The 24,278-nt window shown below is 66.0% G+C and carries 22 protein-coding genes; 13 read left to right on the top strand and 9 right to left on the bottom strand.

What is annotated here, in order from left to right:
- Window positions 1-95: 95 nt before the first annotated feature.
- Complete coding sequence (locus ACW2Q0_RS01665) at window positions 96-890, bottom strand: LLM class F420-dependent oxidoreductase (RefSeq protein ID WP_457185324.1); 795 nt, start codon at window positions 888-890, stop codon at window positions 96-98.
- Window positions 891-1,076: 186 nt separating this feature from the next.
- Between ACW2Q0_RS01665 and ACW2Q0_RS01660 the strand changes: the two genes are divergently transcribed.
- Both ACW2Q0_RS01660 and ACW2Q0_RS01655 read left to right on the top strand, forming a co-directional pair.
- Window positions 1,077-2,171, top strand: coding sequence for an ABC transporter ATP-binding protein (locus ACW2Q0_RS01660; protein ID WP_457185322.1), 1,095 nt, complete (start codon window positions 1,077-1,079; stop codon window positions 2,169-2,171).
- Between the two features lie 103 nt (window positions 2,172-2,274).
- On the top strand, window positions 2,275-2,454 hold the full coding sequence (locus ACW2Q0_RS01655) for an NAD(P)-binding domain-containing protein (protein WP_457185320.1): 180 nt from the start codon (window positions 2,275-2,277) through the stop codon (window positions 2,452-2,454).
- Window positions 2,455-2,465: 11 nt separating this feature from the next.
- Here ACW2Q0_RS01655 and ACW2Q0_RS01650 read toward each other — a convergent pair whose 3' ends face one another.
- Window positions 2,466-2,975, bottom strand: coding sequence for a winged helix-turn-helix transcriptional regulator (locus ACW2Q0_RS01650; RefSeq protein ID WP_457185318.1), 510 nt, complete (start codon window positions 2,973-2,975; stop codon window positions 2,466-2,468).
- A gap of 101 nt (window positions 2,976-3,076) precedes the next feature.
- On the opposite strand from ACW2Q0_RS01650, the gene ACW2Q0_RS01645 reads away from it, so the two are divergent.
- Window positions 3,077-4,246 (top strand): thiolase family protein, encoded by a 1,170-nt coding sequence (locus ACW2Q0_RS01645; RefSeq protein WP_457185316.1) that lies wholly within the window; start codon window positions 3,077-3,079, stop codon window positions 4,244-4,246.
- Between the two features lie 177 nt (window positions 4,247-4,423).
- Window positions 4,424-5,380, top strand: coding sequence for an o-succinylbenzoate synthase (locus tag ACW2Q0_RS01640; protein ID WP_457185314.1), 957 nt, complete (start codon window positions 4,424-4,426; stop codon window positions 5,378-5,380).
- 232 nt (window positions 5,381-5,612) lie between these two features.
- Here ACW2Q0_RS01640 and ACW2Q0_RS01635 read toward each other — a convergent pair whose 3' ends face one another.
- Entirely contained in the window at window positions 5,613-6,125 is a 513-nt protein-coding gene (locus tag ACW2Q0_RS01635) for a TIGR04338 family metallohydrolase (RefSeq protein ID WP_457185312.1), read from the bottom strand.
- 87 nt (window positions 6,126-6,212) lie between these two features.
- The gene (locus tag ACW2Q0_RS01630) at window positions 6,213-7,055 is read right to left on the bottom strand and encodes a DUF2786 domain-containing protein (protein WP_457185310.1); all 843 of its coding nucleotides are present in this window, start codon (window positions 7,053-7,055) and stop codon (window positions 6,213-6,215) included.
- 172 nt (window positions 7,056-7,227) lie between these two features.
- On the opposite strand from ACW2Q0_RS01630, the gene ACW2Q0_RS01625 reads away from it, so the two are divergent.
- The 6 genes from ACW2Q0_RS01625 to ACW2Q0_RS01600 all read left to right on the top strand — a co-directional run bounded on the left by ACW2Q0_RS01625 (window position 7,228) and on the right by ACW2Q0_RS01600 (window position 14,194).
- Window positions 7,228-8,529 carry an ABC transporter substrate-binding protein gene (locus ACW2Q0_RS01625; protein WP_457185308.1) on the top strand — a complete coding sequence of 434 codons (1,302 nt, stop codon included), beginning with the start codon at window positions 7,228-7,230 and terminating at the stop codon, window positions 8,527-8,529.
- Window positions 8,530-8,573: 44 nt separating this feature from the next.
- The gene (locus tag ACW2Q0_RS01620; protein WP_457185306.1) at window positions 8,574-9,596 is read left to right on the top strand and encodes a carbohydrate ABC transporter permease; all 1,023 of its coding nucleotides are present in this window, start codon (window positions 8,574-8,576) and stop codon (window positions 9,594-9,596) included.
- Window positions 9,596-10,501 carry a carbohydrate ABC transporter permease gene (locus ACW2Q0_RS01615; protein ID WP_457185303.1) on the top strand — a complete coding sequence of 302 codons (906 nt, stop codon included), beginning with the start codon at window positions 9,596-9,598 and terminating at the stop codon, window positions 10,499-10,501. Before ACW2Q0_RS01620 ends, ACW2Q0_RS01615 begins: the two co-directional genes overlap by 1 nt.
- Before the next feature lie 151 nt (window positions 10,502-10,652).
- Window positions 10,653-12,914, top strand: coding sequence for a transglycosylase domain-containing protein (locus ACW2Q0_RS01610; protein WP_457185301.1), 2,262 nt, complete (start codon window positions 10,653-10,655; stop codon window positions 12,912-12,914).
- 387 nt (window positions 12,915-13,301) lie between these two features.
- A complete protein-coding gene (locus ACW2Q0_RS01605) occupies window positions 13,302-13,760 on the top strand; it encodes a GyrI-like domain-containing protein (RefSeq protein WP_457185299.1) in 459 nt (152 codons plus the stop codon).
- A gap of 8 nt (window positions 13,761-13,768) precedes the next feature.
- Window positions 13,769-14,194 carry a GyrI-like domain-containing protein gene (locus ACW2Q0_RS01600; RefSeq protein ID WP_457185297.1) on the top strand — a complete coding sequence of 142 codons (426 nt, stop codon included), beginning with the start codon at window positions 13,769-13,771 and terminating at the stop codon, window positions 14,192-14,194.
- Between the two features lie 262 nt (window positions 14,195-14,456).
- Here ACW2Q0_RS01600 and ACW2Q0_RS01595 read toward each other — a convergent pair whose 3' ends face one another.
- The 5 genes from ACW2Q0_RS01595 to ACW2Q0_RS01575 form a co-directional block, all read right to left on the bottom strand.
- Window positions 14,457-15,557 carry an inositol-3-phosphate synthase gene (locus ACW2Q0_RS01595; protein ID WP_457185295.1) on the bottom strand — a complete coding sequence of 367 codons (1,101 nt, stop codon included), beginning with the start codon at window positions 15,555-15,557 and terminating at the stop codon, window positions 14,457-14,459.
- A complete protein-coding gene (locus ACW2Q0_RS01590; protein WP_457185293.1) occupies window positions 15,550-16,104 on the bottom strand; it encodes a PadR family transcriptional regulator in 555 nt (184 codons plus the stop codon). Before ACW2Q0_RS01590 ends, ACW2Q0_RS01595 begins: the two co-directional genes overlap by 8 nt.
- A 175-nt stretch (window positions 16,105-16,279) precedes the next feature.
- Window positions 16,280-16,798 carry a GNAT family N-acetyltransferase gene (locus ACW2Q0_RS01585; protein ID WP_457186061.1) on the bottom strand — a complete coding sequence of 173 codons (519 nt, stop codon included), beginning with the start codon at window positions 16,796-16,798 and terminating at the stop codon, window positions 16,280-16,282.
- A gap of 313 nt (window positions 16,799-17,111) precedes the next feature.
- Entirely contained in the window at window positions 17,112-17,918 is an 807-nt protein-coding gene (locus ACW2Q0_RS01580; RefSeq protein WP_457185291.1) for a DUF1707 SHOCT-like domain-containing protein, read from the bottom strand.
- Between the two features lie 6 nt (window positions 17,919-17,924).
- Complete coding sequence (locus tag ACW2Q0_RS01575) at window positions 17,925-19,064, bottom strand: DUF1707 SHOCT-like domain-containing protein (protein WP_457185289.1); 1,140 nt, start codon at window positions 19,062-19,064, stop codon at window positions 17,925-17,927.
- 114 nt (window positions 19,065-19,178) lie between these two features.
- On the opposite strand from ACW2Q0_RS01575, the gene ACW2Q0_RS01570 reads away from it, so the two are divergent.
- The 3 genes from ACW2Q0_RS01570 to ACW2Q0_RS01560 all read left to right on the top strand — a co-directional run bounded on the left by ACW2Q0_RS01570 (window position 19,179) and on the right by ACW2Q0_RS01560 (window position 24,269).
- Entirely contained in the window at window positions 19,179-19,598 is a 420-nt protein-coding gene (locus tag ACW2Q0_RS01570; RefSeq protein ID WP_457185287.1) for a DUF5318 domain-containing protein, read from the top strand.
- A gap of 301 nt (window positions 19,599-19,899) precedes the next feature.
- On the top strand, window positions 19,900-22,509 hold the full coding sequence (locus tag ACW2Q0_RS01565; RefSeq protein ID WP_457185285.1) for a transglycosylase domain-containing protein: 2,610 nt from the start codon (window positions 19,900-19,902) through the stop codon (window positions 22,507-22,509).
- A 71-nt stretch (window positions 22,510-22,580) separates the two neighbouring features.
- A complete protein-coding gene (locus ACW2Q0_RS01560; protein ID WP_457186059.1) occupies window positions 22,581-24,269 on the top strand; it encodes a glycosyltransferase family 87 protein in 1,689 nt (562 codons plus the stop codon).
- Window positions 24,270-24,278 lie beyond the last annotated feature (9 nt).

Genomic DNA, 24,278 nt, shown 5'->3' with positions numbered 1-24,278 from the left:
GCTTCATCGAGCCCAGTTCCACCACGCCGTGTGCGGACCGGCCAGCGCCGAACTCTCCACAGGCATTGCCGACCCGGCCTCCCGCTCGTCGCTGACTATGCCAGACCGCTGACCGCCTCCGGATTGACGTCGTCGCGCCAGCGAACCGCCCGCTCGACCTCACTCAGGTCGAACTCGGGCCCGCTCACCCCGATGGTGAACAGACTCACCCCGGCCTCGGCGAACCTCGCTGCGCGCTGGACACCCGGCCATTGCACCGAGCGCTCGATCTTCGCCTGATCCGTGCCCACATCCACGCAGTGGTCGGTGAGCACCTTGTTCTTGTGCGTGAGTGCCTCGATGTCGGCGAAGGTGTGCCAGATATCGGCGTACTGCGCGACCAGCCGCAGCGTCTTCTTCTCGCCCCCGCCACCGATCAGGATCGGGATATCGCGGGTCGGCTGCGGATTCAGCTTCTTCAACCGGGCGGTGAGCCGGGCCATATTCGCCTTCAGTAGCGCGAGTCGGGTTCCCGGCGTGCCGAATTCGTAGCCGTACTCGTCGTAGTCCTGCTGGAACCATCCAGCACCGATGCCGAGGATGAGCCGGCCATCGCTGATGTGATCCACCGTGCGCGCCATATCGGCGAGCAGATCGGGATTGCGGTAACCGCCGCCGGTGACCAGCGCACCGATCTCGATCCGCTCGGTCTGCTCGGCCCAGGCGCCGAGCATGGTCCAGCATTCGAAATGCGCACCGTTGTGGTCGCCGGTCAACGGATAGAAGTGATCCCAGTTGAAGGCGATATCGACGCCCGCGTCCTCCGCGCGCAAAACGGCGTCGCGTACGAGTCCGTAGTCGGAGGCGTGCTGCGGCTGTAGCTGTACGGCGATTCGAACCGGTCGGGTCATCTGCCTGCTCCTCGTCGCTCGATCTGAGTCCTCGATCGAGGCTACTACCGGCGCGATCGCTCTTCTCGATTCGTTGCGCGAACTCGAGCGCATCGTGTGCGAAGCAAGCAGATCCAGTAGTATCGCCGGTCAGCCCTTACTCGGATCGTCCGGCACGTTCCTGCCGGTGATGGGATGTGATTTGTCATGGCCACCGTGACCTTCGATAGTGCGACGCGGCTCTACCCCGGCTCGTCCAAACCCGCCGTCGACAAGCTGAATCTGGAGATCGCCGACGGGGAATTCCTCGTGCTGGTCGGTCCGTCCGGCTGCGGTAAGTCGACCTCGCTGCGGATGCTCGCCGGACTCGAGGATGTCGACGACGGGCGCATTCTGATCGGCGACAACGACGTCACCCATGCCGAACCCAAGGAACGCGATATCGCCATGGTGTTCCAGAACTACGCGCTCTACCCGCATATGACCGTCGCGGAGAATATGGGGTTCGCGCTCAAACTCGCCAAGGTCGCCAAGGCGGAGAAGGAACGCAGGGTGCTGGAAGCGGCCCAACTGCTCGACCTCGAGCCGTATCTGGACCGCAAGCCGAAGGCGTTATCCGGTGGTCAGCGTCAGCGCGTCGCCATGGGCCGCGCGATCGTGCGCCAGCCGCAGGTGTTCCTGATGGACGAGCCACTGTCGAATCTGGACGCCAAGCTGCGGGTGCAGACCCGCACGCAGATCGCCCAGCTGCAGCGTCGCCTCGGCACCACCACCGTGTACGTCACCCACGACCAGGTCGAAGCGATGACCATGGGTGATCGCGTCGCAGTACTCAAGGACGGGCTGCTGCAGCAGTGCGCCACACCGCGTGATCTGTACCGGGATCCGGCCAATGTCTTCGTCGCCGGATTCATGGGTTCACCCGCGATGAATCTGTTCACCCTGCCGGTCGCCGACGGTACGGTCGAACTCGGCGGTGCCACGCTGCAGGTGCCGCGCTCGGTCGCGGATGCCGCCGAGGGTTCGGCGGTGGTCGGCGTACGGCCCGAGCACCTGGAGATCGGTGCGGCGTCGGGCAAGTCGGGCATCCAGATGGAAGTCGACGTCGTCGAGGAACTGGGCTCGGACGCATATATCTACGGCCGCACGATCGCCGAGGGCGTAACCAGCGGCGCGGGCGAATCCATTGTGGCGCGCGCGGATTGGCGCAACCCACCGGAGAAGGGCACTCGAATCCAGTTGTCGACAACACCGGAACACACCTACTTCTTCTCCGCTGTCGACGGCCGCCGCCTGTCCTGAAACCCTTCGCCCGGTGCCGATTTCGCTGAGCGCCGAATACAAGGCGCCACGAACCGCTGTTCGTAACTCGACGGTTGACTCCGACCAGCGCGAGAAGCGGGTCATGAAGACAGCGGTGCTCGGTACCGGGCAGGTCGGACGCGGGCCGGCGGGCAAGTTGGTCGAGCTCGGGCATGCGGTGACGCTCGGTTCGCGGAGCGCCGACAATGCGGCGGCGACCGAGTGCGCGGGTGAAACCGAGTTCGACGCCAGGGGCGACGGGCCGCGCCCGGCGCTTGCATGACCTCAGTATGGTTACCCGGCTGATCGGGTATGCGCATAAGCGGGATTGAGCCTGACTCCCAGTTCCTCCAAGTCGATCTCGCGACCCGTTTCACTGCGCACCTGCACCCGAACGGGCGCGCCGGTCGACTCCTCGACCAGCAGCAAGGGCGCGGGTCCCGGCTGCAAGTAGGCATCGCCCCACTGCATGAGCGCGAGCACCACAGGCAGTAGATCGCGGCCCATATCCGTCAGCACGTACTCGTGGCGAGTCCGCTTGCCCGCGTCCTGATACGGCCGTTTGGCGAGCAGGCCCGCCTCGGTGAGCTTGCGGAGCTGGCCGGATGCCGCGGCGTCGGTGATGCCGATCCGGGCGGCGAAACCGTCGAAGCGGGTGGTGCCGTAGTAGGCCTCGCGCAGGATCAGGATCGCCGAGCGGGTGCCGATCAGGTCCATCGCCTTCGCGATCGAGCATTCCGCGGGTTTCCATGCGCTCAGATCGGCCAACGGTCCTTCCATCACGGCTGCCATGACGAACATCATAGCGATTGCTGGCTTGAGTCGACTATATCCAGACGTTAGTCTGACTATAAGCCACTAGAGCCAGGCAGAGGAGCTGGGCTCGCGGTTCGAAAGGAACCACCATGAGAGACGCGGTGATCGTCGAAGCGGTACGCACGCCGATCGGCAAGGGGAAGCCGACCGGGGCATTGCACAACGTCAACGCGGTGGATCTGCTCGCGCACAGCCTGCGTGCGGTCGTCGACCGCAGCGGCATCGATCCGGCGCTCATCGACGATGTGATCGGCGGCATCGTCACCCAGGTCGGCGAACAAGGTGCCAATATGACCCGGCGTGCGGCATTGGCCGCGGGCTATCCGGAGTCGGTGCCGGCGACCACGGTCGATCGCCAGTGCGGCAGCAGCCAGCAGGCCATTCATTTCGCCGCACAAGGCGTGATCGCCGGTGCGTACGACATCGTGGTCGCGGCGGGTGTCGAGTCCATGGGCCGGATTCCCATGGGCGCGAACCTGATCGGATCCGAAGACTTCTCCGGTGTCGGCTTCGCCGAGCGCTATCCGGACGGGCTGGTATCCCAGGGCATCAGCGCCGAACTCATCGCGGCCCGCTGGGGACTGACCCGCAACCAACTCGATGAATTCGCGCTCGGCAGCCACGAAAAGGCGGCGCTGGCCACGAAGAACGGCTCGTTCGCCGGTCAGCTCGCCCCCATCGCCGGACTGGAAACCGATGAGGGCATCCGGGTCGGCAGCACCCTGGAAACCCTCGGCGCACTGCGTCCCGCTTATTACGACGAGGCGTTGGCCGCTCGTTTCCCGGAAATCGGCTGGCAGATCACCGCCGCGAACGCGAGCCAGGTCAGCGACGGCAGTGCCGCCGTGCTGATCATGACCAGCGAACGCGCCGCCCAACTCGGGCGCAAGCCGCTGGCCCGGCTGCACAGCTTCGCGGTGGCCGGTGACGATCCGCTGCTCATGCTGACCGCCGTCATCCCGGCGACGCGAAAGGTTTTGCAGCGCGCCGGACTGCAGCTCTCCGATATCGATCTGGTCGAGATCAACGAGGCGTTCTCGCCGGTGGTGCTGGCCTGGGCGCACGACACCGGTGCGGATATGTCGCGGGTGAATGTGAACGGCGGCGCCATCGCCGTCGGTCATCCGCTCGGCGCTTCGGGCGCGCGTCTGATGACCACGCTGGTGCACGCCATGCAGGAGCGTGGCGCCCGCTACGGTCTGCAAACCATGTGTGAGGCAGGCGGTTTGGCCAACGCCACCGTTATCGAACGGCTCTGATTCGTCGAGTGCCCGGCACCGACGCGAACCACATCCGCCAGCCGCGGCTGCCACCGACCAGACCCCACACCCCCAGCATGACCCATCCCGATGCGGCTGCGCTCAGGCGCGACGCGCACGAGTGCGAACTCGCCGGCTGCGGCGGGCGTACCGGGCGGGCTAGCTAGGCTGCACGTGATGACCGAAACCTTCGTCTACGCCATTCCGATGCGGACCAGGTTCCGTGGCATTACGGTGCGCGAGGGAATGTTGCTCGAGGGGCCGCTCGGTTGGGGGGAATTCTGTCCGTTTCCCGAGTACGACGATCGGGAGGCCGCCGGATGGCTGGCGACCGCGGTGGAGCAGGTGACGGTGGGGTGGCCGGAGCCGGTGCGTGCCCGGATTCCGATCAATTGCACCGTGCCCGCTGTCGATCCGGAGCGGGCGCATGCGATTGTGGCCGGGTCCGGATGTCGCACCGCGAAGGTGAAGATCGCCGATCACCCCGGTTCGCTGGCCGAGGATCTGGCACGGGTCGAGGCGGTCCGGGATGCGCTGGGGCCGAAGGGATCGGTACGCGTCGATGCCAATGCGGTCTGGGATGTCGAGACCGCTGTGACACATATCAGGCAGATCGACCGTGCGGCCGGCGGTGTGGAGTACGTCGAGCAGCCCTGCCGCACCATCGAGGAGTTGGCCGCGGTGCGCCGCCGTGTCGATGTCCGAATCGCCGCCGACGAATCCATCCGCCGCGCCGAGGATCCCTTGCGCGTCGCGGTAGCGGGAGCCGCGGATATCGCGGTACTCAAATGCACGCCATTGGGTGGTGTCCGGCGCGCACTCCAGGTTGCCGCGGCCGCCGGACTGCCGTGCGTGGTCTCCTCCGCCCTGGAGACCAGCGTTGGTCTGGCCGCCCAACTCGCGCTCGCCGGCGCCCTCCCCGAACTCGAATTCGCCTGCGGCCTGGGCACCCTGTCCCTCTTCGAGGGCGACCTCGTCCCCGAACCACTTCGACCAGTCGATGGCTTCATGCCGGTCCCGAAAACTCCCCCCACACCCGACCCGGCCCTCCTGGAACGCTACCGCCACCCCGACCCAGCCCGAACCCGCTGGTGGGAAGACCGCCTGACCCGAGTCCGCGCCCGACCCCGGTGACCGTCCGGCAGAAGTAGTCCGCAACAACGGGCAGCGCCGGCACCGAACCCGATAGGTCAGCCCCAGAGGTCACGCCCCAGCGCGTTGAGGCGGTGCACTTCGGCTGCCGACATGGCACATGAATCGAGCGGCACGCACTGGACCGCGGCCAGGCACAGAGCCGCTGCTTCGCCGCCCGACAACACCAGCTACCGGCGCGCGGACACGGTGGCCACCGGGCGACGCGGCGACCTCAGTTCACACGGACTCCACAGCCGAGCATGCTCGACCGCAGCACCAGCCCGGCTTCCGGGCCGATAATGCCGTCGACGAGTTCCACGTATCGGCCGCAGAATTCGGGGCCGTGGGGAGCCACCGATGCGGCGGCGGGCTCGAGGTGGTGGGCCAGTTCGTGCAGGATCACCAGTTCGCGCAGGGCCCATGCGGTGGCGCCGGTGTGTAAGGGGACAGCCAGTACCGCGTCGGCGGCCTCATAGTGGGCGGCGGCGGTTCCGGCGCGGGAGCGGACCCGGACGGGGGTCGCGGCACGGTGCCATTGCGCCCGAACCCAATTGAGGTTGAGCACCTTGTCGGCGTAGGTCTGTACCGATTCGACCGAAGCGAAGCGGCGCTCGATCGGCAGCGTGAGGTGTGAACCATAGAGCTCTACCGTGCGATTGCCGTTTTCATCGGCTCGATCGAATACCCTTCGCACCACCTGTTCGGCGTCATACACCTTGGCGCGCTGGCTATCTCGCGCATTCACCGTACCGCCCCATTCGCTCGAGCCCGCCGATCCGGTATCAACTCCAAGCCCGACGATATGCCCGCGGCGCAATCCTCGTCGGCCCGCTCACTTCGCCTCGCCCCTGGGCAATTGCCCACGCGCGGCACCGAGTTCAGGGGAGGTCCCCAACCGCGCGGCTCGCCCCGCCCGATCCCCCGCCCGCCGAGCCGCAGCGGAATGTCCGGCCGAGGCCTGCGGACCGCGCCAGGTACCGCGCGCATCGGAGGTCCGCTGATAGAAGTCGGTGAGCTCGATTTCCTTATTGCGCAGGGCCAATGCCGTACCCGTCGCGACGGTTTCGGGCACCACCTCGGCTTCCACCTCCGCCTTGACCTCGGCCAGGCGCCGGCCGATCCGCGCGGCGAACGCCATCTGAAAGTTCAGCCGCGCGGTAACCGCCGCGACCGGCGCCTGCACGCGTCGCTGCACCTTTCGGCCCCAACGTTTCTCCGTGACGATCTTTTCGACCGTGGCACAACGATACTGTCCGGATTTGATGTACTGATCCGACGCCCGCACCATCTGCACCAGCAGACTCGTGTAGAGGGCTGCACACGTATCGATATCGGAATCGAAGCCGTACGCGTAGACCTGCGTCGACGTGCGCGCGACATCGCAGCGCACATCATTGGCCGCGGCGATCGCCACGAACAGTTGCACGTAGGTGCGCAACCCCTTCTTGCCGGGCTCGCCGATCGGAATCATCCGCTGCACCGGCGTCGGCCTGCGCTCACGTCCGGCGATATGCGCGCGTGCCACCGCAAGGTCGATCGAGGACCTGGTCGCCAACCGCTGGGCCGCGGCCAGGAACGCGTCGGCCTCGTATTCGTTATCGGTCGATTCGGCTTGGCGCAGCAACCCACCGATCCGGGTGAGCATCCGGTCGGGAACCGCATTCGGCGAAGTCATCGACATCCAGCGTAACGAGCGACTGTGACATCGCGGCGGTGGCGTCGGACTCGCCTGGCGACAGCCCCCTGTTACGGGCACAATCACTGCGTCACATATGACAACCATGTATCTTGCCTTGTGCACCTGCCGGGTGTGCTGCTGCTCACCTCTCGATCTTGGAGTGTTCGCGATGGCTTTGAAAAAGGTGACGTCTCTACGTTCGTCGCTCGTACCACGAGCGGTATTGGCAGCCGCCTCTGCTGCGCTGCTGACAGCGACGTTCACCAGTGCCTGCTCCAGCGATAACGGCGGCACTCCATCCAGCCAGAACCTCACCGGTCGCGGCCCGATCACCTACGTCGAGGGCAAGGACACCACTGAAACGGGCGCGGTCAAGCAGCTGATCGAGCGCTGGAACGCCGCGCACCCGGATGAGCAGGTCACCTTCAAAGAGCAGTCCAACGACGCCTCGCAGCAGTACGACGACCTGGTCGAGCACATGCGCTCCAAGCAGTCCACCTACGACGTGGTCGCCCTGGACGTGCCGTGGACCGCGGAATTCGCCGCCAAGGGCTGGATCCAGCCGCTGAAGGACACCTTCTCCATCGACACCTCGGCGCTGCTGTCTCCGACGGTCGCCAGCGCCACCTATAACAACACCCTCTACGCCGCGCCGAGAAACACCAACGGCGGCTTGCTGTTCTACCGCAAGGATCTCGTGCCGAATCCGCCCAAGACCTGGAGCGAGATGCTGGCGCAGTGCCCGATCGCCAAGCAGAACAATATCGGTTGCTACGCGGGCCAGCTGGCACCCTACGAGGGCCTGACGGTGAACGCGGCCGAGGCCATCAACGCCTACGGCGGCACCTTCGTCGGCGCGGACGGCAAGACCCCGACCGTGAACACGCCGCAGGCGCGCGCCGGACTGAAGGTACTCGTCGATGCATACCGCAATGGCGATATCCCGAAGGAAGCCATCACCTTCAAGGAGCCGGAGAGCGCCAACGCCTTCAATACCGGCAAGCTGCTCTTCATGCGCAACTGGCCGTCCACCTTCGGTGACGCGGGTGCGGAATCCTCTGCGGTCAAAGACAAATTCGGCGTCGCGCCGCTGCCCGGCGAGAACGGCGTCGGCGCCTCGACCCTGGGCGGCTACAATGCGGCCATCAGCGCGTTCTCCAAGAACAAAGCCACCGCACTGGACTTCCTGCGCTACCTGATCAGCGAGGACGCCCAGCACATCGTCGCGGCCGGTGCGCTGCCCTCGGTGCGCGCGTCGATGTACGACGATCCGGCACTGATCGCGAAGATGCCGTACCTGCCCGCGCTGAAGGATTCGATCGCCAACGCGGTGCCGCGTCCGGTGACCCCGTTCTACCCGGCGGTGTCGAAGGCCATCCAGGACAACGCTTATGCTGCGTTGAACGGAACCAAGTCCGTCGACGACGCGATCAACGGTATGCAAAAGGGCATCGAGACAGCCGGATCGTAGCGAGTAGCAGAGCGGACCCGACCACCCCGTAGGAGAGAGAAACGGTGTCGGATCCTTCGGGAACGGCCACTCGCGTGCCGAGCGACGGCGATCAGCCGACGAAGCGCGGATTCGGTGGCACTTTGGCGTTGGAGTTGCGGCGTTCCGGTAAGGCGTGGTTATTCGTCACGCCCGTGCTGATCACCCTCGCGGTGGTTGTCGGCTATCCGGTCTTGCGCGCGTTGTACATGTCGTTCCAGAAGGATCCCGGACTCGATCCGGCGACCGGCATGTTCGTCGAGGGCGGCAGCGCGGGCTTCTCGAACTACACGCACTGGCTGCTGCAGCAGTGTCAGGCGGCCGGTGCGACGGTCAGCTGCCCGACCGGCAACCTCGGTTCGCAGTTCTGGCTGGCCATCGGCGTGACGTTGTTCTTCACGGTGATCACGGTGACCCTGGAGGCCACCCTCGGCCTCGGTATGGCCATGGTCATGGGCAAGACCTTCAAGGGCCGGGCGCTGCTGCGCGCGGCGGTGCTGGTGCCGTGGGCGATTCCGACCGCGGTCACGGCCCGGCTGTGGGAGTTCATGTTCCAGTACGACGGCGTGGTGAACCGGGTCTTCGGCACCCACATTCTGTGGACCTCGCAGGCCTGGCCCGCGCGCTTCGCGGTCATCGCCGCCGATGTCTGGAAGACCACGCCGTTCATGGCGTTGCTGCTGCTGGCCGGTCTGCAGGTGATTCCGGCCGATGTGTACGAGGCGGCCAAGGTCGACGGCGCCTCGGCCTGGCAGCGCTTCACCCAGATCACGCTGCCGCTGCTCAAGCCGGCGCTGCTGGTCGCGGTGTTGTTCCGCACCATGGACGGACTGCGCCTGTACGACCTGCCCGCGATCATGACGCTCGGCAACCCGGCGACCCGCCCGATTTCGGCGCTGGTGGTCGAACAGGTCCGCCAGGGTCCCAATAGCGCGGCCGCACTGTCGACGATCACCTTCCTACTGATCTTCGCGGTGGCGTTCCTGCTGGTAAAGGTCTTGGGCGCCAATGCCGTTCGGACGCAGGAAGAACAGCGGGAGGCGCACTGATGACCACCGTGACCACCAAAAAGCTCGCGACACAGCAGAATGCGGCCCAGCAGAATGCGGCACAGGTACCTTGGACCAAGCGCCTCGGTTCGGTGCGGCTGTATCTGGGCGCGCTGATCGTGCTGGTGTGGGGTCTGGCCCCGTTCTACTGGATGGCCGTCACCGCATTCCGGGATCCGGACTACACCTTCGACAACACGCCGTGGCCCACCCACATCACCCTGGAGAACTTCCGCAACGCCTTCGACACCAGCCGCGGCAACGACTTCGGCAAGGCGCTGGTCAACAGCATCATCATCGGTGCGGTGACCACGGCGGTCGCGCTGGTACTCGGTGTGCTCGCCGCCTACGCGTTGGCGCGACTGACCTTCAAGGGCAAGTACCTGGTCTCCGGGCTCATCCTGTCCGCGTCGATGTTCCCGGTGGTTGTGCTTGTCACCCCGCTGTTCCAGCTGTTCACCAACCTCGGCTGGATCGGCGAATACCAGGCGATGATCATCCCGAACATCTCGTTCGTGCTGCCGATGACCGTCTACATCCTGGCCTCGTTCTTCGCCGAACTGCCGTGGGAACTCGAGGAGGCCGCGCGCATCGATGGCGCGACCAAGATGCAGGCCTTCCGGCTGGTCATGCTGCCGCTGGCCGCGCCGGCGGTATTCACCACCGCGATCCTGGCGTTCATCGCCTCGGTCAACGAATATCTGCTGGCCCGCCTGCTTTCCAGCGATAAGACCGAACCGGTGACCGTCGCGATCGCGCGGTTCTCCGGTAACAATCCGCTCGTCCAGCCCTACGCCGCGATCATGGCCGCAGGCACGATGGTCACGATTCCGCTGGTCATCATGGTGTTGCTGTTCCAGCGCCGCATCATCTCCGGTCTCACCGCGGGTGGCGTGAAGAGCTAGTACGCCGGTCGCACAGGTCAAATCCTCCTCGCGCCGGTAATACTCGGTGATACGATCTCGGGTCACTTCGACCAGGAGACTGTCATGCCGGTCGAGGCCCCATTTCCGATCGTGTCTGTGCAGGTGAGTTTTACCGACGCTCCGGGAGGAGATGATCGTGAGCTCGTTCGGCAAGCGGCGACGCGGGGGCAGTCGCCGGGGCAAACCGAAGTCGGCACGCTATGCCTCCATCGCGGGGTTCAACGAGCACAACACCGGCGCGCTACGACCCAGGGAAAGAAACCGACCACCCGGTTCAGTGACATCGCGTCGGCCGCAACCGACACCCACCGATCGGCCGCGGCGCAGCCGAGCCGAACGCTTCCGACGACTACTGCTCGCCCTGTTCATCACCTTCGTCGCGGTGCCGTCCCTGCTGTTCGTGCTGGTCTACTGGAGCGCCGAAATCCCGGATCCCGATTCGGTGCAGACCAATCAGATCGCCACCATCCTGGCCGCCGACGCAACCACGGTGATCGCGAAGGTCGTTCCGCCGAATGGCAATCGGATTCCGGTTCCGCTGTCGCAGGTGCCGAAACCGATACGCGAGGCGGTGCTCTCGGCCGAGGACCGCAACTTCTATACCAATCCCGGCTACTCGACCAGCGGATTCTTTCGTGCCGCCCGGGACAATCTGCTCGGCAGAGAGGATGCGGGCGGCGGCTCCACCATCACGCAGCAGTATGTGAAGAATGCCTTTCTCGGCTCCGAACGCACCCTGACCAGGAAGATGCGCGAGCTGATCATCGCCGCCAAAATGGCGCGGCAGTGGAGTAAGGACGACATCCTCGCCGCCTACCTCAACACCATCTACTACGGGCGCGGCGCCTACGGGATCTCGGCGGCCGCGAAGGCCTACTTCGACAAGTCGGTACCGGAACTGACACTCGCCGAAGGCGCGGTGCTCGCCGCGGTCATCCGCACCCCGTCGATTCTGGATCCGGAAACCCACCTCTCCGAGCTGACAGCGCGCTGGAAGTACGTGCTCGACGGCATGGTCGAAATGGGTTCGCTCGCACCGGGAGACCGTGATGCGACGGTATTTCCGCGGATCGTCCCGATTACCGAAATCCCGGATGTCAACGAGGGCCGCGGCCCGCAGGGCCTGATCCGCAGCCAGGTGCTGCGGGAACTGCGCGATGCGGGCATCAGCGAACGGGAACTGAATACCGGGGCATTACAGATCACCACCACCATCGATGCCAAGGCCCAGCAGGCCGCGCTCGACGCGATCCACGATCGCCTCGGCCCGCAGCCGCCGCAACTGCGCGGCGCGGTGGTTTCGATCGATCCGCGTTCCGGCGCGGTGCGCGCCTACTACGGCGGCGCCGACGGTGTCGGCTTCGATTTCGCCCAGGCGCCGCTGCAGACCGGCTCCGCATTCAAGGTCTTCGCGGTAATCGCGGCACTGCGGCAGAACATCCCGCTCACCCGCCCGCTCGACAGTTCCCCCGTGACCGATCGCGGCATCAGCATCACCAATGTGGACGGCGAATCATGCGGCAGATGCACCGTGGCCGAAGCATTGAAGCGCTCGCTGAACACCAGCTTCTATCGGCTGACCATGTCGATGTTCGACGGACCGAAGGCAATTGCCGATGCCGCCCATCAGGCCGGCATTCCGGAGGAGATCCCGGGCGTGGCCGGTAAGACGCTGACCGAGGACGGCGGGCAACCGCTCAACGGAATCGTATTGGGCCAGTACCTGGTTCGCCCGATCGATATGGCCTCGGCCTATGCGACGATCGCCGATTCCGGTGTCTATCACCAGCCCTACTTCGTGCAGCGGGTGGTCGCGGGCGACGGCCGGGTCCTGCTGGATCGGGGCGAACCCGACCAACATATCGGCAAACAACTCCCGCCCGGCCAGCAGCGCATTCCCCGCGGCATCGCCGACAGCACAGCCGAGGCGATGCTTCCGATCGCGGCATATTCCAACGGGCACGGCCTGTCCGGCGGTCGCCCCTCGGCCGCCAAGACGGGCACCACCCAACTCGGTGAGTCGAAAGAGAATAAAGACGCGTGGATGATCGGCTTCACCCCGTCGCTGTCGACCGCGGTGTGGGTCGGCGCCGAACAGTCACAGCCGATCGAGACCGCACGCGGCACCGACATCTACGGCTCCGGCCTGCCCGCCGATATCTGGAAGCAGGTGATGGACGGCGCGCTGGACGGCACGCCGATCGAGCAGTTCCCGGCGACCGGTTCGCAAAGCAGCCCGCCGAGTGTGAGCAAACCCTCCGGCGGCGGCTACGACATTCTGAACCCGCCGTCCAGCACCTCCCCCGCGCCGGTCGTCGTCATCCCACCCGCCCCGCAGGCACCCAGGGAGGTCGAAATCTTTCCCGGACTGAGCATTCCGATGCCCGGCTGAATCTTTGGCAGCGCCTGCGGCGCTGCGTGTTCGCGGCTCCGAATATCAGCATCGCGGAGCGATTCGATGGTGGTCGGGCGACGGGTGGGCCGCGCGCCCGAGCCGTCGGGGGTTGGGTCGAGCTGACTACCTGCTCGTGTTCGCGATGAATGTGGGCCGACCGGGGCCACGGGAACGGATGACGTGGCAACATCGTTTGCCAGAGTGAAGTGTGCACGGCGCGCCGGAACGAAACCAGGCCGACGCCGACGTCGCGAGATCGATGAGGGAGGATATGCGCTCGAGCGACGACGCGCGGCGCGAGCGTCAGGCCCGGAAGTCGCTTCCGCGACCACGGGGCCCGGGAGCGCCGCCAACTGGAGACAGACTAGACATAGGGGCACGCCGGTGGATTTCAATGTCGTTGACCGTCCCGAGACGCTCGTGGCGGGCACAGTGCTGCGCAGCCCGGCGCTGGCGGTCGAGGGACCGCGCCGCGCCAAGGTCGAGGAGGCGTGGAAACGCAATCTGGCCCGCACGCTGCCCGGACCGCCGACGACCGCGTATGTGGACCACGCGCCGGAGATCAACTCCTACCTGACACATATCGTCGGCTATCGCTGCCATACCATCGCCGATCTACTACCGGGCGATGTGTTGGCGCGGGTGCCCGCGGGACGGTTCGCACGGTTCACCCTCAGCGGCGACAATCTCGGCGACACCATCGTGACCATCTGGCGCGCGGTATGGGACGCGGAGGCCGCCGGGCGATTGGTGCGTGCCTATACCGGCGACGTCGAACATTATCCGGACGCGCGCACGGCCGAGGTATTCGTGGCGCTGGCAGACGAACCGGTCGACGGTTAGGAACAGCTGTGGACTTCGAAATTGTCACATTGGAAGCAAACCTGGTCGCCGGACTCACCGTCCCGCTGACCGGTCGCGAGGTGAGCGCCCGCGACCTGGACCTGGTGAACTTCACCTGGGACCGGTATCTGGCGCGGGAGAAGAATGTGCCGCGGGTCGCGGCCTATATCGGCCAGAACGACCACGCCGTCGCGATCCTGGGCTACGAAATCGCCGATATGGACGATATGGACGCCGGTGATGTGCTGACCCGCGTCCCATCCGGACGCTACGCGAAATTCGTTGTCTCCGATAAGCCCTACGATCTGCTGCGCACCGCATGGGCACAGGTCCGCAAGGCCGAGAGCGCGGGCACCATCACCCGCTCGCACACCGCGGAAATCGAGCGCTACACCGGGCCGACCTCGGTGGAGGTCTACGTCTCGCTCGACTGAGTCGCCGAGGTGCCGGAGCTGCCTTCCGACTCGGAGGCGGAAACAAAACAGGGCCGGGCTCACGGATTTTCCGTAGCCCGGCCCTCGACGTCTCCTACTCACCACACATCAGGTTTCGAGCAAAGCGAGATCGAGCATGTGCCGTTCGCGGCCCGGCTTGCGTCCGAGTGGCCGAAGCACATGCGACGAAGTCGCGAGTCTCGGCCGCTCGGACGCAAGCCATCAGGGGCCCGCGAACACGCAGCGCCGCAGGCGCTGCGAACTATTCAGCGCCGATGATGAACGCTTCGAGCTGCGCGCGCGCGATATCGTCTGCCAGCTGCTTCGGCGGGGACTTCATCAGGTAGGCCGAGGCCGGGAGGACGGGGCCGCCGATGCCGCGGTCCTTGGCGATCTTCGCGGCGCGCACCGCGTCGATGATGATGCCCGCCGAGTTGGGCGAATCCCACACCTCGAGCTTGTACTCCAGGTTCAGCGGCACATCACCGAAGGCGCGACCCTCGAGGCGCACGTAGGCCCACTTGCGGTCGTCGAGCCAGCCGACGTGATCGGACGGGCCGATGTGCACATCGTTGGCACCCAGTTCCTTCTTGAGGTTGCTGGTGACGGCCTGGGTCTTGGAGATCTTCTTCGACTCCAGGCGCTCGCGCTCGAGCATGTTCTTGAAGTCCATATTGCCGCCGACGTTCAGCTGCATGGTGCGGTCGAGCTGCACGCCGCGGTCCTCGAAAAGCTTGGCCATCACGCGGTGGGTAATGGTGGCGCCGACCTGGCTCTTGATGTCGTCACCAACGATGGGGACCCCTGCCTCGGTGAACTTCTCGGCCCACACCGGATCGGAGGCGATGAACACCGGCAGCGCGTTGACGAACGCGACGCCGGCGTCGATGGCGCACTGGGCGTAGAACTTGTCCGCCTCTTCCGAGCCCACGGGCAGGTAGGAGACCAGGACGTCGACCTTGTTGTCCTTCAGCACCTGCACGACGTCGACCGGCTGGGCCTCGGACAGTTCGATGGTCTCGGCGTAGTACTTGCCGATACCGTCCAGCGTCGGGCCGCGCTGCACGACAACGTCGCTCGGCGGCACATCGGAAATCTTGATGGTGTTGTTCTCGCTGGCGAAGATCGCCTCGGCCAGGTCGAAGCCGACCTTCTTGGCGTCGACGTCGAACGCGGCGACGAATTTGACGTCGCGGACGTGGTACGGGCCGAACTTGACGTGCATGAGGCCGGGGACGGTCGAGGTCTCGTCGGCGTCCCTGTAGTACTGCACGCCCTGGACCAGCGAGGAAGCGCAGTTACCGACGCCGACGATGGCGACGCGGACTTCGGTGGCTATGTCAGCCTTGTTGTCTTCACTCATGGCCGTTATTTCCCTCTTTCTGTGGTGCCGCCTTCGTCGATTGCTCCGCCGCAATCAACTCGTTGAGCCAGCGCACTTCGCGCTCGCTTGATTCCAGACCGAGCTGGTGCAGCTGGCGGGTGTAGCGATCCAGCGAGCCACTGGCCTTCTTGATCGCCTCCCGCAGCCCCTCTCGGCGCTCCTCGACCTGCCGCCGCCTGCCCTCCAGAATCCGCATCCGCGCTTCCGCGGGGGTGCGGCTGAAAAACGCCAGGTGGACGCCGAAGCCGTCGTCGGTGTAGTTCTGCGGTCCGGTATCGGCGAGCAGTTCGGTGAACCGCTCCCGCCCGGCCGGAGTCAGTTGATAGACCCGTCGCGCACGACGGGTAACGCCCGCGACATTCTCCTCGGCGATCAGCCCATCCGTCTGCATGCGACGCAGCGTCGGATAGAGCGATCCGTAGGAGAAGGCCCGAAACGGCCCGAGCAAACCGGTCAGCCGCTTGCGCAGCTCGTATCCGTGCATGGGCGCTTCGAGGAGCAGCCCGAGGATTGCCAGCTCGAGCATCGGGCTTCACCCCCTGACTGTGTATGCAGACCTAACCAATGGATGCGACTTTTCACTATATCGGAGCGATATAAACGTGCATAGTCGTCGTCGATATATAGCACTGCTTACACAGGTAGAGGAGGGTCCGGCGGTGGGACGAACCCGATCCGTCCCACCGCCGGTGCTCGGTTCGCTAGTCGATACCGAATGGTGCGGCGTAGCGGACCACACCGCTCGGCAACGGTCGCGCCGGGTCGAGCGTCAGTGCCATCAGCGCCTCGTCCGGCACCTCGATGCCGAGGCCGATGCCGTACTCGGATGCCTTCCCGAAGCCGAAGCGCGGGTAGTAGGTCGGATGCCCGAGCACGATGACGAAGGTCTCGCCCAATTGCTCAGCGGCCGCGAGCCCGGCCCGAATCGCGGCGGCACCGGCACCGGACTTCTGGTATTCGGGCAGTACCGAGCACGGTCCGAGACACAACGCGGGCGTGGTGTCGACATGGCAGCGAGTCAGCAGTGCGTAGCCGACCGGCGTGTCGTCCGGCAGTGTGCTGACGATGGACAGTCCGTCGATCCAAGCCCGGTCGGCGCGCAGTGCGTCGACCAGATCGGCCTCATCGGCTCGATCGAAGGCCGCGTGGTTGATCGCATGGATCGCGGGAATATCGGCATCGGTTTCGGCGCGCGTGCGCCAATCGATCGAGGAATTCAACTCGGATTCTCCGTATTCGTATGGTTCGGGCCCGAATTCGGACACGACGCCACCGTCACGCGGACCGAACGGCTCGCGGCACGAACGCCGGACGACGAGAGATCAGACCGGGACCCGGGACATCTGAACAGTCCAGGCGTCGTGCGGGACGGCGGTCTGCGGCGCGGTCATCGCGCCTCACCTCCTCGGGCTGAACATCGGGTCGAATACGAACAGGGAATGCTAGCGCGACCGGTCCCGAACGGGCCAGCGAATTTTCGGTCGTGGGCGGGCCGGCGAATTACGGCCGCCGCGGATCGACCCGTGCTGCCCGTCAGTGACTGGGCGGGAAGACCTGCAATGGCTCCCCGGTCACCGTCGCCGTCAGATAACCCGACGCACCCGCCTGGTTCTTCGCGTAGATCGAGACAGCGACGTCGGAATCGCTTCGGCCCGGCGGGAATTCGATCGAGGCCTGTGTGATGGCGCCACCCGGCGTCTTGATCGACTGCGGCGCACCGGCCAGCAGCCCGGCGATAGCGCGCACATCGATGCTCGCGAGATCGAAGGTGCGCACATCGGCCTTGCGGCCAGTGTTGGTGGTGTAGTCGTGGAATCTGCCGTCGTAGCGATATCGCACGGTCACGGTCGGATCGCCCGCCGCCTGCCGCTCGAAGAGCGCGTATTCGGGATAGAGGGTGACCTCGTCGATTTTCGTATCGCCGAATTGGGCGCGATATTCGCCGATGAAATACGCCAGGCCGGTTCCCGTGGTGAGCACCGGCACATGTTCGGACGGCCCGAACGGTCCGGACCCGCCCGAAGCGCAGCTCGCCATGCCGCCCGCCGCCGCACCGATGACCGCCGCACCGGCGATCCATGCCACCGGCGCGAGCCAGCGCCGCGGTCGACGACGATCGACTCGAATCACCGGGGCGTCCACCAGATTCCGCGGTATCTGCAGATCGCCGATCAGCTCGTCCAGTTCACCGAAGGCTTTGGCGCGCATGGCCCGCGCAGTGCGTTCGGCGTGTTCGTCATCGGTGAGCTGACCGTCGGCCAGCGCCGCGTCGAGCAGTCCGCAGACATCGGCCCGATCGGTATCGCGGGCCCGGATTCCGCCATAGCGTGTCGTCGCCATCGACCATCACCCTGCGAACGGCCAGGCGCGAACAACCTGCCCCGCCGGAGTGAGCAGGAGGTACCCGGATTCGTTGAATTGGTTGCCCGCGAAGATCTGCACGATCGTCGCACCCTTCGCGATGCCATAGGAGCTGTAGCTACCGGTCGCGTCGACTTCCACATCCATATGCGTGACAACTCCGTTCGGCACCTTCAATGCGGTTGGCGCGGTTGCCAACAGGTCCGACACAGCGGCGATGTTCAGCTGTGCCAGATCGGCTGTGGGTGTGTCGGTCTTGCGACTGACGGCGGCACCGCTCTGCGCGAATCCGCCGCGGTAGTCGTAGCGGACCAGCCGATTCGGCTGACCGGATACCGCACGCGCAACCGTGGCGTAATCGCCGAACAGGGTCAGCTGATCGGCCTGCAGATCACCGAACTTCTCCCGGTATTTCGTCAGGAAGTGCGTAACCCCTTCGCGGGTGAGCAGATTCGGCGTCGCGACCACTACCGGTTGCACTACACCGAGGTCGGGGACGGCAGCGCGGGCGGGCGCGACGGGGCGCGCATCCGATGTCGCGGCATCGCTGGTCAGCGCGAAAGCCGCGACGCCGGCACAGACCGACGCGGCGGTCACACCGATCACATACCAGCGTCGGCGATTCGATCGAGGTGGCGTCGGCGGCAACGGCGCATCGGTCGGCCGTTGCACATCATCGACCAGATCGGCCAGATCGCCGAGCGTCTTGGCCCCCTGCGCCAATTCGCTGAGGGTCTGATGTTCCTCTTCGGTGAGCTGACCGTCCCGACGGGCGCTGTCGAGGAGCTGCCCGGTGGTGTCGCGATCGGCATCGCGGGCTCGGGTGTGATCAGGATAACCGCCCGTGGATCCGGGGCGGCGCAAGGGGTTTCGCGTCGGTGTCGGCGCATCCGAAACCAGATCGCGTACCGCCGAAGGGACCTGGAGATCACGGGTGAGCCGGTCGAGATCGGCGATGGTCTTGGCGGTCTCGGCCTGGACCGTACGCTCGCGATATTCATCGGCGCCGAGCTGCCCTTCGGCGTAGGCCGCATCCAGCACACTGGACGCATTGGCACGGTCGAGGTCACGCGCCCGCAGACGTCCGGATGCTGCCGCCGACCGCCCGGATGTAGCGGGGGACACGGAAGAATCGTAATCCGCCGACGGCGGTAATGCCCCAGTTCAGCAATGAATACCGGTCGGTCGATCCCACACGGCCCGGCGCGGGCCGCGCACGGTCCCGCTACTCTGGTTCTCGTGCGAATTCAGCGGCAGGTGGTCGACTACGCTCTTCGGCGTCGGTCGCTGCTCGCTGACGTCTATGCGGGCCGTGTCGATGTCGCCGAGGTTTGTGATGCCAATCCCTACCTTTTACGTGCGGCGAAGTTCCACGGTCGGGGGAGCGAGGTCACATGCCCCATCTGCCGGAAAGAGCAATTGACGCTCGTATCCTGGGTCTACGGCGACGGCCTCGGCCCGATGGCGGGTTCGGCTCGCACACCAGAGGAATTGATACGCCTCGCCGAGACTCGCGAAGAGTTCTCGGTCCATGTCGTCGAGGTATGCCGAAGCTGCAGCTGGAATCATCTGGTGCAGTCCTATGTGCTCGGTACCGCCCCGTCGCCGACACGGCGACGCACCGGCGCCAGGGCCAACCGGCGCACCGCAGCCGAATGATGTGCCAGGTCATCTGCCCGCCGGGTGACACGCGGAGCCTCGACGCGTCCGCGGCGGCGATAATCGCCGCATCGCGCCCCGCAGACCCTTACGAGTTATGGAGATCTTGTCAGTGAATTCGCCCTACGAGACTTCCCCCTACGGCGATGAACCGCACGGCGGCCGGACTCAGCGAAGTTCACCTCAGCCTCCGAATCCGAATCCGTATCCCGGTCAGCGACCGGCCGGTCCCCCACCCGGCCGGCCGGGTCCCGGTGCTCCGCGGCCACCCCAGGGGACGGCAGCCGGCGGAGCCGGCGGGGTGGGTCAACACGAGCGTGGCTATCCCGGTGAGCCGCGCGGGCCGCAACCGCCGCGACGGCCGGGTCCGCCGCCGCAGGGGCGCCCGCCGCAGGGGCGGCCACTACCACCAGATAGCGCGCAGTCCACGCAGAAGATCGAGCGCCCGAATCGCCAGCCCGGTTCGCTGACCGACGCCGTCGCCGAACGCAACCGCCGCTCGGCACCGCCCAGCGGTCCGCGTCCCGCCGCCCCGCGGCCCGGGCAGGATCGCCCCGGCGCTGGGCGCCCTAATGGCTCCGGCCCCACCACCGGCGAGCGCCGGGACGCCGCGGGCGCGCCGCCCTCGGGACCGCCGCCGCGCCGCAACGGCAACAACGCTGGTCCGGGGGGACCGGGCGGCCGCCGTCCCGGTGCGAAGCGGAAATCGCCGTGGCGGATCGTGCGCCGAGCCATATACGTCCTGCTAGCGCTGGCCATCGTGTTGCCGAGTGCGGTCTTCCTGATCGCCTACACGACGGTTTCGGTACCCCAGCCCGGCGACCTCAAAACCAATCAGGTCGCGACCATCCTGGCCAGCGACGGCACCTCCGTGATCAGCAAGGTGGTGCCGCCGGAGGGCAACCGCACCGACGTCACCATCGACCAGATTCCGCCGCACGTGCGCAATGCCGTGATCGCGGCCGAAGACCGGGACTTCTACACGAACCCGGGCTTCTCGGTCTCCGGCTTCATGCGCGCCGCCAGGGATCAAGCCCTCGGCAAAGAAAGCGCGGGTGGTGGCTCGACCATTACCCAGCAGTACGTGAAAAATGCGCTGGTCGGTGACGAACACTCGCTGACCCGCAAGATGCACGAGTTGGTCATCTCGGCGAAGATGGCGCGCCAATGGAGCAAGGACGAAATCCTTGCCGCCTACCTCAACACCATCTACTTCGGTCGCGGTGCGTACGGCATCGATGCCGCCGCCAAGGCCTACTTCGCCAAGCCGGTCAAGGACTTGACCATCGCCGAGGGCGCGGTACTCGCCGCCACCATCCAGCAGCCCTCGGGCCTCGACCCGGAGAAGAATCCCGAGGGCGCCAAGTTCCGCTGGAACTATGTGCTCGATGGCATGGTCTCTGGCGGCAACCTGAAGGCCGACGTGCGCCAGACCCAGCAGTACCCGCAGGTGGTCCCGGTGTCCACCACCAAGGACAAGAGCCTGGACACCGGACCCGAGGGCCTGATCAAGACCCAGGTGCTCAAGGAGTTGTCGGCTGCGGGCATCAGCGAGCAGCAGCTCAATACCGCCGGTCTGCAGATCACCACCACGATCGATCCGAAGACCCAGCAGGCCGCAGTCGACGCCGCCCAGAAGAAGATGCAGGGCGAGCCGGAGAAACTGCGCGCGGCGGTGGTTTCGGTGGATCCGAAGACCGGTGCGGTGCGCGCCTACTACGGCGGCGAGGACGGTCAGGGCTACGACTTCGCCAATGCCGGTCTGCAGCCGGGATCCTCGTTCAAGGTGTTCGGTCTCGCGGAGAACCTGGAATTGGGCAAACCGCTGTCGGAGATGTACGACAGTTCGCCGATCACGGTGAACGGCATCAAGATCACGAACGTCGAGGGCGAACAGTGCGGTACCTGCACCATCGCCGAGGCGCTGAAGCGCTCCCTGAACACCAGCTTCTATCGCATGGAGCTGGATATGCAGAACGGACCGCAAAAGATCGCCGATATGGCGCACAAGCTCGGCATTCCGGACACCATTCCGGGCGTCGGCAAGAGCCTGGTCGAGCCGGACGGCTCCCCGCCGAACAACGGCATCGTGCTCGGTCAGTACCAGGCCAGGGTGCTCGATATGGCCTCGGCCTACGCGACACTGGCCGCCTCCGGCGTCTACCACGCACCGCACTTCGTCACCAAGGTGGTGAGCGCCGACGGGCAGGTGCTGCTCGACCGCGGCGAGGTGGCCGGTGAACGACGGGTATCGGCGGCGGTGGCCGACAATGTCACCGACGCGATGAAGCCGATCGCCGCCTGGTCGCGCAATCACAACCTGGCCAACGGCCGCGAGTCGGCGACCAAGACCGGTACCGCCCAGCTCGGCGACACCGGCGAGAACAAGGACGCCTGGATGGTCGGCTACACGCCGTCGCTGTCGACCGCAGTCTGGGTCGGCTCCATCGACAACTCGGCGCTGCGCAACTACAGCGGCGGCATGGTCTACGGCTCCGGTCTGCCCTCGGATATCTGGAAGGCCACTATGGACGGCGCGCTGGACGGCACCCCCAAGGAAACCTTCCCGAAGCCCGCCCCGATCAAGGGCCAAGCCGGTGTGCCCGCATGGTCGGCACCGTTCACCCCGCCGTCGACCACGGAGCCGTCGCCGCTGGTGCCGCCGATCCAGATCGTCCCGAACACCATCGACACCCCATTCGGGCCGATCCAGATTCCGGGCGTACAGCCGCAGACGCAGCAACGCCAGCCGCAACAGCAACAGCAACAGCAACAACCGGAGTCGACGCCGCTGCCGGGGCAGCCGACGGCGAACTCGGACGGATCGATGCCCTCCGCCACCGGGGGACCCCAATCCAGCGGCACGGGCAACGGCAACGGCAACGGCGGCCAACCGACGCGCACCCGGTAGCCTCGGGTGCCGTGACCGAACCGCAACTCGTGGACGAGCGGACGAACGGAAACCCGCCGCGGCCCGATGGGATGCCGTCCGGTGCGACGCAGTCCGGCGGCAACGCGGCACACTATGTGGCGCCCGCGCCGCTGGCACCGGATCTGCGCTCGGCCGACGGCCGAGACCGGCCGAGCCGCAACGATTCCCTGACCACGCAGCTGAGCACGGTCATCGGCGGCCCGGTCGGTGACCACGCGCTCATCGGCCGGGTCCGGTTCTGGACGCCGATGCGGGTCCTGCTCGCCTTCGCGCTGATCTTCCTCGCGCTGGGCTGGGCGAGCAAGGCGCCGTGTATCCAGCAGACGAAGGCCTCCGACGGTTCGTTCACCCTCGACTGGAACAACGGCCGCCAATATATCGCCATGTGCTACTCGGATACCGTGCCGCTCTACGGTGCGGAGCGGTTGAACGAGGGCGCCTTCCCCTACAAGAAGGAATGGATCGAACAAACCCCGGACGGCGGCCGGGAGACCAGGTACATGGAGTATCCGGTGCTGTCCGGGCTCTACCAGTACGCGGCGATGCAGGTCGCCAAGACCTGGGATGCCTCCCCGCTGCCCGGTGCGCTGCAGGTGGTCATCTACTTCGACGTGGTCGCGGTGGGTCTGGCCATCGCCTGGCTGGTCACGGTGTGGGGCTCGGCACAACTGGCGGGGCGGCGGATCTGGGATGCGGCGCTCGTCGCCTGTTCACCTCTGGTGATCGTGCACGCCTTCACCAATTTCGATGCGCTCGCAACGGCTTTCGCCGCCACCGGTCTGCTTGCCTGGGCCCGGCGACGACCCTTGCTCGCGGGTCTACTACTCGGCCTCGGCGGCGCGGCCAAACTCTATCCGCTTATGCTGCTCGCACCGATCGTGGTGCTGTGCCTGCGCGCCGACCCACTCCAGCGGGTGCCGAGCGCACGGCACGGGCTCCGGTTGAGCGATATCACCAGCTGGCGCACCGCCGTGGCATGGCTGCGCGAAACCCCGTATCGCATCCAGTTTCTCAGCGCCCGACCGCTCGGTGCGGCTGCTTTGACGGTCGCGGCGGCGACGGGCACCTGGCTCGTGGTGAATCTGCCGATCGCACTGCTGTATCCCGATGGCTGGCGCGAGTTCTTCCGGCTCAATACCACTCGGCACGCCGATCCGGATTCCATCTACAACGTCATCACCTCGTTCACCGGCTGGCCCGGATTCGACGGCGAGATCGGACATGCCGATCAGCCGACCATCCTGAATCTGGTGTCACTGCTGGTATTCGTCGCCGCCTGTGCGGCCATCGCCTATATCGCGCTCACCGCTGCGCGCCGACCGCGTCTGGCCCAGCTGTGTTTCCTGGTCGTGGCTGCCTTCCTGATCACCAACAAGGTGTGGAGCCCGCAGTATTCGCTGTGGCTGGTGCCGCTGGCCGTACTCGCGCTGCCGCATCGCCGAATCCTGTTGGCGTGGATGACCATCGATGCACTGGTCTGGGTGCCGCGAATGTTCTACTACCTCGGACTGGACCGCAAGGGTCTGCCCGAACAATGGTTCACCGGTACCGTACTGCTACGCGATTTCGCGGTACTCGCGCTGTGCGCCTTGATCATCCGGCAGATCTACCGACCGGAAGAGGATCTGGTCCGGCGCGATTTCGTCGACGATCCGATCGGCGGCATCGTCGATCGGGCACCGGACCCGTTGCTGCCCTGGCTTCCGGAGGCGCTGCGGCCCAGGGCTGCCCTGCGCTGAGGACTGCCT

This window comes from Nocardia citri, assembly GCF_054065835.1.
The sequence above is the reverse complement of the archived record's forward strand: the minus strand, read 5'-3'. Positions and strand labels throughout refer to the sequence as shown.

Coding starts and splice junctions, on each gene's coding strand:
- ACW2Q0_RS01640 (WP_457185314.1), top strand. CDS start 4,424: ATGACCGAAACCTTCGTCTACGCCATTCCGATGCGGACCAGGTTCCGT.
- ACW2Q0_RS01630 (WP_457185310.1), bottom strand. CDS start 7,055: ATGACTTCGCCGAATGCGGTTCCCGACCGGATGCTCACCCGGATCGGT.
- ACW2Q0_RS01595 (WP_457185295.1), bottom strand. CDS start 15,557: ATGAGTGAAGACAACAAGGCTGACATAGCCACCGAAGTCCGCGTCGCC.
- ACW2Q0_RS01625 (WP_457185308.1), top strand. CDS start 7,228: ATGGCTTTGAAAAAGGTGACGTCTCTACGTTCGTCGCTCGTACCACGA.
- ACW2Q0_RS01580 (WP_457185291.1), bottom strand. CDS start 17,918: ATGGCGACGACACGCTATGGCGGAATCCGGGCCCGCGATACCGATCGG.
- ACW2Q0_RS01560 (WP_457186059.1), top strand. CDS start 22,581: ATGCCGTCCGGTGCGACGCAGTCCGGCGGCAACGCGGCACACTATGTG.
- ACW2Q0_RS01645 (WP_457185316.1), top strand. CDS start 3,077: ATGAGAGACGCGGTGATCGTCGAAGCGGTACGCACGCCGATCGGCAAG.
- ACW2Q0_RS01610 (WP_457185301.1), top strand. CDS start 10,653: ATGATCGTGAGCTCGTTCGGCAAGCGGCGACGCGGGGGCAGTCGCCGG.
- ACW2Q0_RS01615 (WP_457185303.1), top strand. CDS start 9,596: ATGACCACCGTGACCACCAAAAAGCTCGCGACACAGCAGAATGCGGCC.
- ACW2Q0_RS01655 (WP_457185320.1), top strand. CDS start 2,275: ATGAAGACAGCGGTGCTCGGTACCGGGCAGGTCGGACGCGGGCCGGCG.
- ACW2Q0_RS01650 (WP_457185318.1), bottom strand. CDS start 2,975: ATGATGTTCGTCATGGCAGCCGTGATGGAAGGACCGTTGGCCGATCTG.
- ACW2Q0_RS01665 (WP_457185324.1), bottom strand. CDS start 890: ATGACCCGACCGGTTCGAATCGCCGTACAGCTACAGCCGCAGCACGCC.
- ACW2Q0_RS01590 (WP_457185293.1), bottom strand. CDS start 16,104: ATGCTCGAGCTGGCAATCCTCGGGCTGCTCCTCGAAGCGCCCATGCAC.
- ACW2Q0_RS01660 (WP_457185322.1), top strand. CDS start 1,077: ATGGCCACCGTGACCTTCGATAGTGCGACGCGGCTCTACCCCGGCTCG.